Source organism: Stappia sp. ABD4_338 (genome assembly GCF_056312175.1).
On sequence record NZ_CM149982.1, the window covers coordinates 975829 to 992212 of the forward strand.

At 65.9% G+C, this 16384-nt stretch carries 13 protein-coding genes; 8 read left to right on the forward strand and 5 right to left on the reverse strand.

All coding sequences use genetic code 11. The annotated features are described in order from the left end of the window. Nucleotides 1-108: 108 nt before the first annotated feature. Nucleotides 109-4092, forward strand: coding sequence for a tetratricopeptide repeat protein (locus tag ACYX4S_RS04315; RefSeq protein ID WP_476362022.1), 3984 nt, complete (start codon nucleotides 109-111; stop codon nucleotides 4090-4092). Between the two features lie 91 nt (nucleotides 4093-4183). Here the strand turns inward: ACYX4S_RS04315 and fliP are convergent, their stop codons facing one another. Then, nucleotides 4184-4921 (reverse strand): flagellar type III secretion system pore protein FliP, encoded by a 738-nt coding sequence (gene fliP, locus ACYX4S_RS04320; RefSeq protein ID WP_476362816.1) that lies wholly within the window; start codon nucleotides 4919-4921, stop codon nucleotides 4184-4186. 56 nt (nucleotides 4922-4977) lie between these two features. Then, nucleotides 4978-6516, reverse strand: a complete 1539-nt coding sequence (locus ACYX4S_RS04325; RefSeq protein ID WP_476362023.1) for a FliO/MopB family protein — start codon at nucleotides 6514-6516, stop codon at nucleotides 4978-4980. A 401-nt stretch (nucleotides 6517-6917) separates the two neighbouring features. Here ACYX4S_RS04325 and flgB point away from each other — a divergent pair, with 401 nt between their 5' ends. The 7 genes from flgB (at nucleotide 6918) to cckA (ending at nucleotide 13171) form a co-directional block, all read left to right on the forward strand. Next, nucleotides 6918-7325 (forward strand): flagellar basal body rod protein FlgB, encoded by a 408-nt coding sequence (flgB, locus tag ACYX4S_RS04330; protein ID WP_293719800.1) that lies wholly within the window; start codon nucleotides 6918-6920, stop codon nucleotides 7323-7325. 48 nt (nucleotides 7326-7373) lie between these two features. Next, a complete protein-coding gene (gene flgC, locus ACYX4S_RS04335; protein ID WP_476362024.1) occupies nucleotides 7374-7784 on the forward strand; it encodes a flagellar basal body rod protein FlgC in 411 nt (136 codons plus the stop codon). A 43-nt stretch (nucleotides 7785-7827) separates the two neighbouring features. Continuing rightward, nucleotides 7828-8139, forward strand: coding sequence for a flagellar hook-basal body complex protein FliE (gene fliE / locus ACYX4S_RS04340; protein ID WP_293719803.1), 312 nt, complete (start codon nucleotides 7828-7830; stop codon nucleotides 8137-8139). A gap of 96 nt (nucleotides 8140-8235) precedes the next feature. Beyond that, nucleotides 8236-8502: a flagellar biosynthesis protein FliQ gene (fliQ, locus tag ACYX4S_RS04345; RefSeq protein ID WP_293719805.1), complete on the forward strand. Its 267-nt coding sequence runs from the start codon at nucleotides 8236-8238 to the stop codon at nucleotides 8500-8502. A gap of 116 nt (nucleotides 8503-8618) precedes the next feature. Continuing rightward, complete coding sequence (gene fliR, locus ACYX4S_RS04350; protein ID WP_476362025.1) at nucleotides 8619-9392, forward strand: flagellar biosynthetic protein FliR; 774 nt, start codon at nucleotides 8619-8621, stop codon at nucleotides 9390-9392. Nucleotides 9393-9396: 4 nt separating this feature from the next. Further along, a complete protein-coding gene (gene flhB, locus ACYX4S_RS04355) occupies nucleotides 9397-10470 on the forward strand; it encodes a flagellar biosynthesis protein FlhB (RefSeq protein ID WP_476362026.1) in 1074 nt (357 codons plus the stop codon). 157 nt (nucleotides 10471-10627) lie between these two features. After that, on the forward strand, nucleotides 10628-13171 hold the full coding sequence (gene cckA / locus ACYX4S_RS04360) for a cell cycle histidine kinase CckA (RefSeq protein ID WP_476362027.1): 2544 nt from the start codon (nucleotides 10628-10630) through the stop codon (nucleotides 13169-13171). A 135-nt stretch (nucleotides 13172-13306) separates the two neighbouring features. On the opposite strand, the gene ACYX4S_RS04365 is transcribed toward cckA, so the two are convergent. The 3 genes from ACYX4S_RS04365 to ACYX4S_RS04375 form a co-directional block, all read right to left on the reverse strand. Then, nucleotides 13307-13798: a hypothetical protein gene (locus tag ACYX4S_RS04365; protein ID WP_476362028.1), complete on the reverse strand. Its 492-nt coding sequence runs from the start codon at nucleotides 13796-13798 to the stop codon at nucleotides 13307-13309. A gap of 142 nt (nucleotides 13799-13940) precedes the next feature. Continuing rightward, complete coding sequence (locus ACYX4S_RS04370) at nucleotides 13941-15365, reverse strand: coiled-coil domain-containing protein (RefSeq protein WP_476362029.1); 1425 nt, start codon at nucleotides 15363-15365, stop codon at nucleotides 13941-13943. 37 nt (nucleotides 15366-15402) lie between these two features. Then, nucleotides 15403-16341, reverse strand: coding sequence for a DUF6384 family protein (locus ACYX4S_RS04375; protein WP_476362030.1), 939 nt, complete (start codon nucleotides 16339-16341; stop codon nucleotides 15403-15405). Between the last annotated feature and the right edge of the window lie 43 nt (nucleotides 16342-16384).

The following is a 16384-nucleotide window of genomic DNA, read 5'->3' on the forward strand; positions in this document are numbered from 1 at the left end:
GCATCGCGATTTCAGTCATCGGTTAAACAGGACGTTAAGCCGGATCGTCTAAGCTGACCGTCCGTAAAGTCCTTCATGGGGTGCCCGGTGAGCAGGTTTGGCCGGACAATGCAGCGCGCTGGAGCCGTCGTCGCGAAGATCGCGCCGGCGGTTTGTCGTGTTGTGCTCCCGGCACTTGCCGTGGTGCCTCTTCTGGTTTCCGTCGGCACGGGCGCACGTGCCGAAACGCTTGAGGCGGACCTCAAGGCGACCATGGAGCAGGGCTTCGCCCGCATGGTCCTGACCTTTCATGACCTCTCCCTTCTGCCGCAGTATGACGCGCTGTCGTCCAATGGCGTGCTGCGCATCCGGTTCCGCGACGAGGTGCTGACCAGCGTCGACGACGTGCCGGTGAAGCTGCCCGGTTACATCTCGATCGCCCGTCGGGATCCGGACGGTTCGGCGCTCCGTTTCGCCCTCATGCAGGACTTCCGGGTCAACACGATGGAAGCGGGCGAGAAGCTGTTCATCGACCTTCTGCCGCCGAACTGGCAGGGCATGCCGCCGGGCCTGCCCGATGACGTGGTGCGGGAACTGGCGAAGCGCGCGGAAGAGGCGATCCGCAAGGCCCGGGCGCTTGAGCAGGCGCGCCTCAAGGGGCAGGAAGAGCCGGCGGTGAATCTGGCGATCGGAAGTCATCCGACTTTCACGCGGCTCGCCTTCGAGTGGAATGTGAACTTCGATTCCGCCTTCGTTCGCGAGAACGACATGGTCAAGGTCACCTTCAACCATGACGCGGATCTCGACCTTGGTCAGCTCAAGGCACACCTGCCCCCCGGCGTGGTGGACGCGACCGCCTTTCCGGACCAGGGCAAGCTGAAGTTCCTGCTGCGCATCTCGCCGGATGTGGATATTCGCGCCTTCCGCGAGGATCAGACCTATGTGGTGGACGTGACGCCGCCGGCGATGCCCGCGGACGCGATCAACGCGGCGTTCGACAAGGCATTGAGCAACGAAGGCGAGGGAAAGACCGGCGTCGTGAATGCCCCCGGGCGCCAGGTTTCGGGTGGCGCAGTTCCTGCTATTCCGCCCGAGTCCGGAACGCAGGGTGAGACGAACCCGGATGCGGCCATGACGCCGTCCGGTCAGACGGCAAACGCAGACGATCGCCAGACGGCTGCAGCCGATGAGCAGGCGCAGCCCGGTGAGGTGGCGGCGCTTCCCGAGGATCCGGCTCCCGTTGGACCCGAAGGTGAGCCCACCCGGAGCACTGTCACGCCGACGCCGCGCACCAAGCCGGACAAGGCCGGTGAGGTTGCCAATGTCGCGACACAGGAGGCGGCCCCGCCCGTCTCCTCGCCGCCGGCGATGGCCGAGGCGACGCAGGATGCCCTTCCCGGAGCCTCCGGCGAGCCCACCCAGGCGACGAGCGAAAACGTGGAGGCGGTTGCCGATGCGCCTGCCGAGCAGCAGCCCGGGCCGCAGGAAGCGCCTGGCACGCCGCCGGTTGCTGCCGCCGCCGCCGATGCCGGGAAAGTGGCGGACGACATTCCAGACGCCATCGATCTCACCTCGGTCAGGGCTCCCCAAGCTCAGGAGCAGCCCGAGGCCCGCGTATCTCCGGAACAACCGCCCGCGGGCTATGACGACGAGAGCCGGCGCTTCGTGGCCGTGGAAGCCCGCCGTATCGGCGACATGGTCCGGATCGTGTTTCCCTTTTCCGAGGAGGTTGCCTCTTCGGTCTTTCGTCGGCACGAGAGCGTGTTCCTTGTCTTCGATACCTCGGATCCGATCGACGTTCGCGGAATGCGTTCCGTTCTCGCCGACATGGTTGAGACCGTCGAGGTCACCGGGGCCGCTGACTGGCAGACCATTCGCGTCGATCTTGCCGACGATGCCCTTGCCACGGTCGGCGTCGATGGCAGTTCGTGGATCCTCACGATCGGTGACACGATCCTCGAGCCTTCCCGCCCCTTGACGCTCGAGCGGACGGTGCGAGGGGATGGCGGAACGATCATCACGGTTCCTTTCCAGGAGCCGGGCAGGATCCATGAGGTCCGCGACCCCTTCGTGGGCGACGTGATCAAGACGGTGACCGGCTTCGGTCCCGCCCGTGGCGTTCTCAAGCCGCATCGTTTCGTCGAGTTCGATGCGCTGATGTCGGCCCACGGCGTCGCGGTGGTTCCGCGCGCCGACGATCTCGTTGTCGAGACGGCGGGCGACAAGATCGTGCTGCAGCGTCCGCAGGGGCTTTCGATTTCAAACGGGGACCTCTCGGAGGGAACCCGGATCCTGCAGCCGGTGACCGACAGGCACGCGCCTGCCCATGTCGAACTGGGCAAGCTCACGGCGAGCGACACCAAGGACTTTCTGCAGAAGGTCAAGGCGATGGAATATCGCATCGCCAGCGCGCCAGAGGGCGCGCGGCGGGTTCCGCGCATGGACCTCTCGCGCTTCTACCTGGCACACGGCTTTGCCCAGGAAGCGCTTGGACTGATGCGGCTGGCTGCGGAAGACGATCCCACGCTGGAAAGGGACGCGACGTTCAGCCTGCTCATGGGCGCGGCACAGGTGCTTGCCGCAAGACCCAAGGATGCGCTGGAGTATCTCAATCAGCCGGATCTGCTTCAAAGCCCCGATGCGGCGGTGTGGCGCACGATCGCGGCGGCGGAAATGCGTGACTGGAACATGGCGCGCGAAGGGCTTGCCCGCGCGCGCGCGGTGGTCGGCAACTACCCGGTTTTCGTGCAGACCGAGTTCAATCTGGCTGCGGCCGAGACGATGGTCGAGATCAACGACTTCGGAAGGGCGGGCGGCATCCTGTCGGAAATCGACCCGAGCCTCGCCACCTCGCGCCAGGCTGGACGCTATGACCTCCTGCGCGGCCAGATCGCCGACGCTTCGGGGCGGTCGCGGGAGGCGCTTACGGCGTTTGACGTTGTCCGCCGGTCGGATGAGCGTCCGCTTTCGGCGGAAGCGACCTATCGTGCGTTGCGGATCCGGCACCGGGACGGCGAAATTTCCACGCAGGAGGCGATCGACCAGCTTTCGGGCCTCGCGACCTCGTGGCGCGGTGACGAAACGGAGCTCAAGACCTTGCGCTTCCTGGCCCAGCTGCAGGCGCAGGCGGGGAACTACCGTGAGGCGTTCGAGGCCATGCAGGCGGCGCTGCAGGCGAATCCCGCCGCCGAGACCGCGCGCCTGCTGCAGGACGAGATGGGGGCTGTCTTCAGCAACCTGTTCCTGCGTGGCGGAGTGGACAAGATGGAGCCGGTCAAGGCTCTGGCTCTCTTCTATGACTTTCGCGAGATGACACCGGTCGGGCGGCGCGGTGACGAGATGGTGCGTCGCCTTGCCAACCGGCTGATCGCAATGGACCTGCTTGACCAGGCTGCCGATCTCCTGCGGCACCAGATCGATCATCGCCTGAAGGGCGCGGCCCGTGCCCAGGTGGCGGCGGATCTCGGGGTGGTTTACCTGATGGATCGCAAGCCGGAGCGGGCGTTGCGTGTTCTCAACCAGACCCGCCAGGCGAAGCTGCCGCGCGAGCTGGAGCGGCAACGCAACGTGGTCGAGGCCCGCGCGCTTACCGAAAGCGGTCGTCCCGACCTCGCGCTTGAGATCGTGCGAAATATGCGCGGCGAGGACGTCGACCGGCTGCGCGCCGACACGTTGTGGGCGGCAAGGAGCTGGCGGGAAGCGGGCGAGCAGATCGAGGGTCTCCTCGGCGGCCGCTGGGCCGACGACGTTCCGCTCGCCGATCAGGAGCGCAGCGACCTTCTCCGGGCGGCGATTGCCTATTCGCTGGCCGAGGACGGTTTCAGCCTGAGCCGTCTGGCGACAAAGTTCGCGAGCAAGATGAGCGACAGCCCGGACGCCAAGGCGTTCCAGGTCGTGACCCGCCCGGTCGAGGAACGTGGAGTGGAGTTCCTCTCGGTGCTCGACAGTCTGCAGGCCGTGGATTCCCTCGACGTCTTCTTGTCCGAATACCAGCGCAAGTATCTTCAGCCGAGTAATCCGCTCGCCGAGGATCCGCGTCCGCCGGAGGTCCGCCCCCAGGACCAGACCGTCGACCGGCGGCCCGCAAGCGCGCCTGACGAGACCGCAGGCTGAACCGCAAAAGCCGGGAGCCCGGGCTTTCTCCTTCTGATAGTCAAGACGAACGAGACCGTCTTTCAGCGTGAACCGGACGCGAGACGCGCGGCTATCCGGTGGCGAAGGACTGGACAAGGCTGCCCGCAAGCAGGTTCCAGCCGTCCACGAGCACGAAGAAGATCAGCTTGAACGGCAGCGAGATCACCACCGGTGGCAGCATCATCATGCCCATGGACATGAGAACCGATGCAATCACCAGGTCGATGATCAGGAAGGGCAGGTAGATCAGGAAGCCGATCTCGAAGGCCCGGCGCAACTCGCTGATCATGAAGGCCGGCACCAGGATGCGCATGCTGATGTCTTCCGGGTTTTCCGGGGCCTCCTGGCCGGAGAGTTCCACGAAGAGGGCCAGGTCGTTTTCACGCACATTGGCGCGCATGAACGTGTGAAAGGGGATCGAGGCCCGCTCATAGGCCTCGGTGAGTTCGATGTTGCCGTCCACGAGCGGCTGCACGCCTTCGCTGTAGGCTGTCTCGAACACCGGGGCCATGATGAAGGCGGTAAGGAAAAGGGCCAGAGAGGTCATCACCGCGTTGGGCGGCGCGGTCTGAAGGCCGATCGCCGACCGCAGAAGCGAGAGCACCACGACGATGCGCGTGAAGCTCGTCACCATCACCAGGATCGATGGTGCGAGACTGAGAACCGTCAGAAGCGCAACGAGCTGAACGGCGCGTTCGGTGAGGCTCGTGCCTTCACCGAACCCGATCGAAATGTCCTGCGCCATTGCGGGCGCGGCGAGCGCGAGCACGCCGGCAACCACCGCAAGGATCAGCCCCGCGACACGCATACCGCGGATCAGGGGAGCGGCGATGGCTTGGTCCGGCCGGACGCCGCGGCCCCGTTTCATGATTTGCGCGACCCGTTGATCTCGTTGAGAAGGCGCGCCATTTCCTCCTCGATAGCATCCATCGAGCCGTCCTTTGCATCCGCCGGGCCTTCGGTCTTCTTTTCCGGTTCAGCCGACGGAGCGGCGGATTCCTTGACCGGCTCCTCGGGCGTTTCTGTGGCGGAAGAGGGTGAGGTGTCCTCCTGTCCGGTCACGGTTGTATCCGTGGCGGACTCCGTCTTTGTGTCGGGCTGGGAGGGGGCTGCAGACATGGCGGGTTCGCTGCGTGGCGGAGCGGGTGACGCGGGTGCGGGAGCCCCTCCGAGTTCCGCAAGGAGGGCGTCCTCGAGCGCCGTGTCCATTTCGCGCGAGGTGCCGGATGTCGGAGCGGTGACGCTGGGCGCAGCGTCCTTGTCGGCCTTCGGCTTGTCTTCCTGAACGGGAGCCTTCACCTCGGCAGGCGCGGCGGCGGCCGGGGCCTTGGCCTCCGGCGTTACAGCAGGCTCCGGGGCCACCGCCGGAGCTGGGCGCGGGGGCCGCGGAGCCGATGCCAGGCTGCCTGTTGAAGGTGCGCTGACCGTTGTTGCCGTCAGGCCGCTTTGCGGTTCCCGAGAGGTTGCGGGCGCTGCGGCCGGTGTGAGACCGGGGCGGCGGGCGGTCTCGGGGGATGCCGTCTGTCCCTGTTGCGGATAGGCGGTGCGGGCACTCGCCGCCGGGCCGGAAGACGGCGGTGTGAGGGTGCGGCGGACCGGAGGCTCCGTGCGTGCTGCCGGCTCGGAGCGAGCCGGTGTCTCGGAGCGCGTTCCTGGTGTTGCCACGTCGCCTGCACGCGATGCGGTGCGCTTGGCAAGCCCCGCAACGGCTGCGCCGGCCGCCGCGACTGCCGAACCGGCGGCCGCCGCCGAGGTTCCGGCGCGGCGCAGGGGAGAGGAGGCGTCTGAGGCCGGTGTGGTTTGCTGCTGCGGACGCGGTGCGGCGGGGCGTTGCGGTGCGGGCGCCGGCGCGCGGGGCTGACTCGGCACGGGCCGGGTCGGGGAGGGGGCGCGAGGCGCCTCGCCGCGCGGAGGCTCGGGCGCGCGCTGTGACGTCGGGGCCGGGCCTTGTGCAGGCGCTTGCGTGGTCGCGACCGGCTGCTGCATCGCCGGAGAGGACGGCGCGGGCTCAAGCGTGGGATCCGCGGGGACGGCAGGCGTTTCCATCGGCGGCGGGGCGAAACCCGGTGCCGGCTGACGCGGATAGGACTGGGAGACGGGAACGCCGCGCACGATGTTCTGCTCCACCACGACGTCGCTCGGACCGCCGACCAGGATCAGATGCTCGACGTTGTCACGGCGGATCAGTACGAGACGGCGGCGCGTATCCAGTGCCGCCGCATCCATCACGGCGATGCGCGGCTGGCGCGAGCGGCCTCCGAGCGCACGGGTGGTGGCGATGCGCCGGAGGACCCAGACGAAGATCGAGATCAGCGCCAGCACAATTATGACGGCGATGAAGAAACCGATTCCGCGGGCCCAGCCCGGTTCCATCTGGAAGGTGTCGACCAGCCAACTTGTCATGCCCAACGGCCTTTTCTCTTGAGCTTTCGGGTGCGCTTGCCAGCCGCATCCGGCTCCTTGCCCGGGAATGACGCACCGCTGCGCCATTCCACCCCTTCGCCGCGCACCTTGCAAGGCCGCGTGGCGACCTTCGCGACGGGCGCGAATCCTGTCATTAACGTTTCTGTTTATCCGTTTTGCGCGATTCCCTCAAAGAGGGAACGCAAAGGCGCCGACTCGGTGGGGCAAAAAATGCCGATCACGCGCTCGGTGCTGCGTTCTGCAAGTGTCGATTGGAACGCTTCGGCCCGGAAAATCACCGGTTTGGCGCCTCGCGTCTTACCGGATGGTTAATCGTTAACCGCTTGTTAACCATCAAGGCGGCAGGATCTGCCTAGTAACGAAACTGTCGGAGCCTGGCCATGTCGGTCACCAGCCTGCCCCTGTTCCAGATGCTGAAGACGAAGATGCAGTGGCATCAGACCCGGCAGGGTGTGCTGGCGGAGAATGTCGCCAACACCGACACGCCCGGATACCAGGGGCGCGACCTGAAGAGCTTCTCGTTCAAGGACGCGATGGACCAGCAGCCCATGGGTCTGCAGACGACGCGCACGAGTCAAAGTCATCTGACGGGCTCGATGATGCGTGAGACGGACGCCGCCAAGGTCGATGGACGCGAGGGCTTCGAGACCACGCCGGACGGCAACACGGTCAGTCTCGAGGAGCAGATGATGAAGGTGACCGAGAACCAGCTCGACTATCAGGCGGTCGCTTCGCTCTACACGAAGAGCCTCGGTCTTCTGCGTACCGCGCTGTCGCGCAACGGCTAACGCATCGCCGGCCCGGATCAGCGGGCTCGCGCGGTGAAGGAGTGATCCATGGACTTCGTCAAGTCGATCTTCGTGGCCGCGTCGGGCCTCAAGGCCCAGAGCGGGCGCATGCGGATCATCGCGGAGAATATTGCCAACGCGGATTCCACCGGTCGTACGCCGGGCGAGGATCCCTACCGGCGCAAGATCCCGACGTTTCAGGCGGAACTCGACCGCGACCTCAAGGCTGAGGTCGTCGAACTCGGACCGGTCGAATTCGACAAGTCCGACTTCAAGAGCCGCTACGAGCCGGGGCATCCGGCGGCTGACCAGGACGGCAACGTCAGGATGCCGAACGTCGACACGCTGGTCGAGATGGTGGACATGCGGGAAGCGCAGCGGTCCTACGAGGCGAACCTCAATCTCATCTCGGCAACCCGTCGCATGGTTCAGAAGACCATCGATATCCTGCGCGCCTGACCGGCCCGCCTGACTGCATTCAAGAGCCTACGGAGCTTTTCCCATGTCTATCCCGTCGATCGCCGCAAATGCCTATCGCATGACGTCGGCCCTGTCCGGCGCGGCCCAGGACGGAAAGGCCCAGAACACGACCGGTTCGCCGGATTTCGCCGGAATGGTGAAATCCGCCGTCGAGACGGTTGTCGAACAGGGCAAGAAGTCGGACAATCAGGCCATGGCGCTCACCGAGGGCAAGGCCAATGTGGTCGACGTGGTGACGGCCGTTGCCGAGACCGAAGTGGCGCTCGAGACGCTTGTTTCCGTGCGTGATCGGGTGATCTCCGCCTATCAGGAGATCATGCGGATGCCGATCTGAGCCGGGCTCGCCATTGCCGTCGCGCCATGGCAGCGACTGTTTGCCGGGCGGGCGCCCTCGGGAGCGGAACGCGACGCCAAGCGCAGCGAATGGATCATGACCGGACCTGAAGTTCTCGATATCGCCCGCCAGGGCATCTGGACCCTCATCATCATTTCGGCGCCGCCGATGGTGGTGGGGCTTCTTGTCGGCGTGGTGATCGCCCTGTTCCAGGCGCTGACGCAAATTCAGGAAATGACGCTTGTCTTCGTGCCGAAGATTCTCGCGATCTTCATCACGCTCATCATTACGCTGCCGTTCATGGGGCAGGTGCTGCAGAGCTTTACCGCGCGCGTCGCGGATATCATCATCAACGGAAGCTAGCGTTCCCGATCGTCGCGGCAGAGGAGACCGGCGCAATGCTAGTCGTTGCGGGCAAGAGACAATGGCAGGGGCGCTCCGCAGGGCGGCCCGTTGCCGCGCGCCGGGGCTGAACCGGAATGCAGTTCGACGTCTCCTTCCTGCCGGATATCGCTCTCGTGTTCATGCTGGTCTTCGCGCGTATCGGCACAATGCTGATGCTGATGCCGGCGCTCGGTGAGGGGTCGATCTCGACGCGCGTGCGTCTTTCCCTGGCTGTCCTGCTGACGCTCATCTTCTATCCGCTGGCGGAGCCGCTCTACGGGATCGATACGGCGACGGGGTTGCCGCAGGTTGCGCAGATGCTTGCGCTGGAGTTCGTGGTCGGCTTCTTCATCGGGCTGGGCGCGCGCATGATAACCTACGCGCTGTCGGTTGCCGGGATGATCATCGCCAACCAGACCGGCCTCGCCTTCGCCATGGCGACCGACCCGACCATGGATGGCCAGCAGGGCGCCGTGATCGGCTCCTTCCTGAGCCTTCTCGCGGTAACGATGGTGTTCGCCACGAACCTCCACTACCTCGTGATTGCGGCCATGAACGACAGTTTCACGATGTTCCCGCCCGGTGCGCCGCTGCCCGTCGGCGACATGGCGGAGATGGCGACGACCATGGTCGCGGATCTCTTCACGGTGGCCATGCGGCTGTCCGCGCCCTTCCTTGTCGTGGGTCTCGTCTTCTATTTCGGCCTCGGCCTGCTCAACAAGCTGATGCCGCAGATGCAGATCTTCTTCATTGCGATGCCGGTCACCATCGGCGTCGGCGCCCTGATGCTGTTCGCGCTGCTGACGACCATGATGATGTGGTATCTGTCGCACTTCGAAATGGCTCTCGGCCGGTTCATCGCGGGGTAGGGCGATGGCCGAGCAGGACGACGCCGAAAAGACAGAAGACCCCACGCAAAAAAAGCTCGACGATGCGCTCGAAAAGGGCGACGTCGCCAAGAGCCAGGAGGTCTCGACCTGGTTCGCGATGCTGGGCACCGGGCTGGTGATCGCCATGCTCGCCCCCTCCACGGCGGAAAGTCTCTACGCGACGCTGCGCGGCTATCTGGTCCATGCCCACGACATTCCGGTCGACGGTGCCGCGCTGACCGATCTTTGGCGCACGACCGGCCTCAAGGTGGCCGCGATCCTGGCTTTCCCCTTGTTGCTCCTGCTCTTGCTGGCGGTGGCCGGCAACATGATCCAGCACAACCTCATATGGACCACCGAACGCATGAAGCCGAAGCTGGAGAAGATCTCTCCGGTCGCCGGGTTCAAGCGTCTGTTCTCCTCCGAAAGTCTGGTGAACTTTGCCAAGGGGCTGGTGAAGATCTTCGTCGTGGGCGGGCTGATGGTTGCTGTCATATGGCCCCATCGCGCCGAGATCGACACGATGATCCTGCGTGAGACCGGACTGCTTCTGATCGAGGTGCGCGATCTCGTGCTGCAGCTTGTCATGGCCGTTCTTGGCGTCATGACCGTGGTGGCGGCACTCGACTACGTGTGGCAGCGCAAGAAATGGTTCGACAAGCAGAAGATGAGCCAGCGCGAGATCAAGGACGAGTACAAACAGTCCGAGGGCGACCCGCTGGTGAAGGGCAAGATCCGGCAGTTGCGCATGGAGCGCTCGCGCAAGCGCATGATGGCCTCGGTTCCCGACGCCACCGTGGTCGTCACCAACCCGACCCACTATGCGGTGGCCCTGAAATACGAAAGCGGCATGCAGGCGCCGGTCTGCGTCGCGAAGGGAACGGACCGCGTTGCTTTGCGCATTCGCGAGGTGGCGAAGGAGAACGAGGTGCCGGTCATCGAGAACCCGCCGCTCGCCCGCGCCCTTTTCGCGACCATCGAGATCGAGCAGGAAGTGCCGGAAGACCAGTATCGCGCGGTGGCGGAAGTGATCGGTTTCGTTTATCGAATGCGGGAGCGCAAATCCTGGCGCGGCTGACGACTCGTCCCGGAACGTGCCGGGACGCATTCTCCAAGAGGAGACGCCGTATCCGGCCCGAAGACCGGGATGACCGGCAGGCTGAGCGCTGGAGATCTGACAGGTGTGCGCGGCCGGAGGTCCTGCCGGGACGTGGCTGCTGCCTTCGGGGGTTGGCATGAACGACATCGAACCGGTGGTTCGGGATGCGGCCGTTGAGCGGCCGGAACGTACGGGAAGTATCTGGCTTCTGATCGTCCTGGCGCTTGCGCTCGTGGCGGCGGTCGCTGGTCTGGCGCTCATGCCCAGGGACCAGGCGCAACCCTATGTGCTTGCCCTTCTCGGTATCCTTTCGGTGGTCGGCATCTTTTCGCTCTTTGCCGGAGCAATCGGTCTGCTGAGATTTTCCGGCCGCGCGCCGGCCAGTCCGCTGCCGGCGGCATTTCTCGATTCCTTCGCCGAAGGCGTCCTTATCTGCGAGCGTGACGGACGCATCGTCTATTCCAATGCGGCCTATGCCCGGCTGATCGGCGCCCAGAGCGCGGCCGAGGTGCGCGGCGTGGAGCGCGTGTTTTCCGCCGACCCCGCCGCAACCGACACGATTTTCCGGCTGTCGCGGGCGGTGGCCGACGAAGCCACGGGAGAAGAGGAGATCCGTCTTCCGCATCCGCTTGGACGGAACGACGGCGAGCCGCGCTGGTATCGGGTCGGGGTACGCCCCCTGAAGATGGAGCAGGGTGGCCGTGGCGGGCGCGTTGCCACCGTCTGGCAGGTCGCCGACATTTCCGGCGACCGTACCGAGCAGGAAACCTCCTTCCAGGAATTGCAGCGCGTCATCAACTTCCTGGACCATGCGCCGGCGGGCTTCTTCTCCTGCGACGGGCGCGGACGGGTGGTCTACATCAACGCCACGCTTGCCGACTGGCTCGGCTACGATCTCGTGCAGTTCGAGGCCGGGGCGCTGTCGCTGGGAGATTTCATTCGCGGTGATGGCGCGGAACTCCTGCTGTCGCTTCAGGGGCGTCCGGGCGAGGTTAAGAACGAGAGCTTCGATCTGGACCTGGTCGCGCGCAACGGGCGCGGCGTTCCCGTCCGGATCCTGCACAGGGTTCCCTTCGGACCGGAGGGACGGGCCGGCGAGAGCCGTACCATCGTTCTCAACCGGTCGCGCGGCGAGGATTCCGCCGAGGCGCTGCGGTCGTCCGAGGTCCGCTTCGCACGCTTCTTCAACAACACGCCGATCGCGATCGCCTCGATCCTGCGCGACGGAAACATTCACAAGACCAACGCGCCCTTCGTGCGGCTGTTCGGTACATCCGACGGGGCTGCGGGGACGGTGAAGCTGGTCGATCTCGTGGCGCCGGGCTCGCGGCAGCGGCTTGCGGAGCAACTCGCCTCCGCCGCCGACGGGCAGAGCGAGATTCCCCCGATCGAGGTGCGTCTCGACGAACGCGAGGACGGTCGCTGCGCCACGGTCTATGTCTCCGCGGTGCGTGACGGCGAGGAGGACGGCGACGTCGCCATCGTCTACGTGCTCGAGACCACCGCCCAGCGGGCACTCGAGGCCCAGTTCGCCCAGGGACAGAAGATGCAGGCCATCGGCCAGCTTGCCGGCGGCGTGGCGCATGACTTCAACAACGTCCTGACGGCGATCATCGGGTTCTCGGACCTCCTGCTTGCAAGCCATCGGCCGAGCGATCCGTCCTTCCAGGACATCATGAACATCAAGCAGAACGCCAACCGTGCCGCCGGGCTCGTGCGCCAGCTTCTGGCGTTCTCGCGCCGGCAGACGTTGCGGCCGAAGGAACTGGCGCTCAACGACGTTCTGGCGGACCTGTCGATCCTGCTCGACCGGCTTCTGAGCGAGAAGGTCGAACTCAGCGTCGTGCACGGGCGCGACCTTTGGCCGGTGATGGCGGACCTGAACCAGCTCGAGCAGGTGATCGTCAATCTTGCCGTGAATGCGCGTGATGCCATGCCCGAGGGCGGAAGGCTGACCATCCGCACGCTCAACGTGAGCGAGGAGCAGTCGCGTGATTTCGACAACACGCGCGGCATGCCGGCGGCCGAGTATGTCCTTGTCGAGGTGACCGATACCGGCACCGGCATGACACCGGAGGTCATGGAAAAGATCTTCGAGCCGTTCTTCTCCACCAAGGACGTGGGCAAGGGAACGGGGCTCGGGCTTTCCACCGTCTATGGCATCGTGAAGCAGACCGGTGGCTTCATTTTCTGCTCCAGCGAAATGGGAGCGGGAACCACGTTCCGCATCTTCCTGCCACGGCACGTCCGCGACGAGTCGGAGCAGGTGGAGGCTCGTCCGGTCGAGCAAACGCCGCTTACCGATCTTACCGGCTCCGCGACAATCCTCCTGGTGGAGGACGAGGAAGCGGTGCGCGCCTTCGCCGCCCGCGCGCTGACCTCCCGCGGCTACACCGTGCATGAGGCTTCCAGCGGTGCCGAGGCCCTGGAAATCATGGAAGAGACCGGCGGCGAGGTGGATCTGGTCGTCTCGGACGTGGTCATGCCGGAAATGGACGGCCCCTCGCTGCTGCGGGAGCTGCGCAAGACCCAGCCGGACCTCAAGATCATCTTCGTCTCGGGCTATGCCGAGGACGCGTTCGAGAAGAACCTTCCGGAGAACGAGAAGTTCTCCTTCCTGCCCAAGCCTTTCACACTGAAGCAGCTTGCCACCGTCGTGAAGGACGTTCTGGCGGGTTGAGGCTCTCAGTCGATCCCGGCCGGCGACAGGTCGGACCCGGTTGCACGGAACAACAGAAAGGCCCCGCCAATGGCGGGGCCTTTCGTCTTTCTGAAGGCTGTTGCGTCAGGACGGCCCTGAACGGGCTGTCGCGCCTCAGATACAGGAGGCCGAGGCCTCGGCCTTGGTCTTGAGGCCGACGAGGCTGTCACGCGGATTGTACTGCGGCTGGGTCAGGGTGAAGACCTGCTCGAGCGCGGTGCCGGCGTTGTTCACGACAGCAACGTCCTGGACCACGAAGGTATCGCAGCCGGCTCCCTGGAACCGCACGCGGATGCGGAACTTGCGCGGCCCGTTGTCGGAGGGGCCGAACTCGCTGTCGAGGGCCGGATTCGCGCCGGTGACCGTGCGCTCGAGAACCACCATGTTCGGCTGGTTCTGGGCGATTGCCGTTCCACGTTCGATGGCGTTGGCGACGATGGTCTGACGTACGGTTTCCGTATTGGCGGCGACCTTGATCGACTGGGCGCCCGCCGGGACGGTCAGGACCGCCTGCTTGGGGGCGGTGTCGATGTTCGTACGTCGTCCGGACTGGCAGGCTGCCATGGCCAGCGCGGCGGCAAGGACGACGGTCAGGCGAAGGTACATGTCGAATTCATCTCCTGGCGGACACTCACATGCGGGCGGAGGGGCGAACGATCCGCACCCGGTGCGGCCCAGCATGTGCCGGCCAGATTAACAGACCCTGCAGGAGCGCGCATCCGCACAACGTGCGGACGCGAAAATGGTTTCAGAACGTGTCGCCCGTGTCGAAACCGCCACCGCCGAAGGAGCCGCCGCCCGAGAAACCGCCTCCGCCGAAGCCGCCGCTGTCGCCTCCCATGGAGCCGGGCAGGCCGATTCCGCCGGGAAAGCCGACGCGGTTGCCGTGACGTGGCCGGCGGCGGCGGGCTTTCTCTGCCTTGGCCCAGTAGTCGGAGCCCGACAGCGTTCCCCTGGCGAGTTCGCCGAGCAGCACCCCTGTCAGGCTGTCGTCGTCGAAGGTCGAATCCCACGTATCGTACCGGCGGGTGCGGAACTGCCGCGCGACCTTGACCAGTTCACCTCGCCGCCGTTCCAGGTCGCGCAGGGCGCTCTGATCGTTTTCCAGTGTCAGTGCCGCCTGACCGATGCGTGCATCGAGATCCTGAAGGCGCCGGACAATGGCCTCGTCCTCGCGGGAGGGTGTGGCGCGGGCTTCCTTCCACAACGTTGAGAGCTGCTCGGAGCGCAGCGAGCGCAGAAGCGCTTCCTCCGCGCCCCGATAATCCGCGTCTTCGCCGACGAGGAAGGGCTGTTCGCGACGCACCACCTCGGCGAGTTCCGTTTCGAGGTCCTCCAGCCGGGCCGTGATTTCCTCGATCTTGGCTTCGGCCGCGTCGATCGTGGCCGCGAGGTCCTCGCCTGCAATTTCGGCGGCTGCCTGGCGCGAAAGCGCGCCCAGACGCTCCCGTTCCGCCCTGGCCTCCGTTTCACGCTCGCTGGCGTAGACGTCGAGACGCTCGGGGATCTCGACCAGCATCGCGTAGTTGGGCCTTGCGTCGTCGTAGCGGATCAGCCCGGCGACCCAGCGATCGAGCATCCGTACCACGCCGGACGAGCCGTAGGATGAGGTGCCGAAGCCGCGTTGCCAGAGATAGACGAACAGCGGATCGCCTTCGTAGGCCTTGCCCTTCTCGGCTCGATCCTCGGCCGCGCGGCGGGCCTTCTCGCGGGCCGCCTCGGCGGTTGCCCGGGCCGCATCCGCGCGCTCGCGCTGGGCGGCGTACTCCGGATCGTCGGCGAGCCGCGCGTCCACCGCCTCGAGGATATTGTCCAGGCGGTCACTTGCCGCGTCGCGTTCCCGTGTCAGCTTGCGTCGCTCGTCGGTGAGGGAGGCGACCTCCGCTTCAAGCGCGGCATGCTGGGCGCGCAGGTCCGACAGGGCGAGGTCGCGCTGCTCCAGGCGCTTGCGTGCCTCCGCCTCGTCGCGATCGATGCGCTGGCCGAAGGCGTGCTCGCCTCCATCGCGCAAGCGGAAGCGCGCAAGCTCGCGATAGGCGTCCAGTTCGGCGCGGCGCAGGTCGGCAATGTCGGCCATGGCCGTCTCGACCGCGCGTTTCATCACAGTCTCTTCCTGGCGAAGTTCGCCGAGCGTGCGCTCGATCGATCCCAGCGTCTGGCGTCCGCTTACCATGTCTGCCGTCCCGCCCCTTCAGGTGTTCCTGCCGCGTCTACCAACGGGTGATCGCTCCGGCATCGACCGGCATGTTCCAGTCCGGCTCCAGTTGTCCGCGCTCCTTGGCGCCGAGAACAGCGTTCTGGACGATGCCGTCGTCCTCCTTGTCGCGCCGGACCGCCTCGAAGGTGGATTGCGGCACGCGCTGGGCCCAGATCGTCACGGCCTCCGCCTCGCCGTCTTCCTCTGAGGTAATCTCGCGTGAAAGGGGCGTGCCGTCCGGGCCGATGGCCTCGACCACCAGATAGTAGTTCCGCGAGGCCCGGTTCGCCTGCGGAATGCGGGTCACGCCGGTCGGCGTGCCGGGGCGCGAAACGACGCGCACCTGATAGGTCTCCAGGAGCCGTGCCTCGAGCGCTTGAAGGCCGGCCAGGGCCGCCCTTGCCGCCGTCGCGTCGCCGCGCGCCGCCGCGGCCCGTCCGTCGGCTGCGATCGCCTGTGCCCGTTCGCCCGCCTCGGGAACGGATGCGAGGGCTGCGATGCGCTGTTCGAGTTCGGTGTAGCTTTCCGGCAGCGTCTGGCTCAGCTCCACGCGCAGGGCTTCCGCCGCGCGCTCGCGTGGCGCGACGACCAGAAACCGCCAGGCCAGGAAGGCCGCAAGGAGAAGGGCGAGGACGATGAGAAGGATCTTCCCCCACTTCGCCCGGGTGACATAGATCGTCGCCAGCGTTCGCGAGACGCCAAGAGCTGGCGGCGAGTAGACGAACCGGTTTTCCTTCAGGCTTTCGACGCCGTCGGAAAGAATGCGTTCGGAGACCTCGATGCCCTGGCTCTTGTAGATCTGGCGCAGGCGCTCGATCATCGCCTGGTCGCGATGGTCGCTGTCGAGTTCCCTGAGGGCGATCCTCTCGTCGTGCCGGAGCGTGTCGACGACGTCCATCGCCAGCATCAGATCATCCAGCGGTGGCCTGGTGGATGCGCTGTCGGAACCCATGCCGTCCTTCCTGTTGAGCCCGTCATGCCCGGAGAGGCGCGAG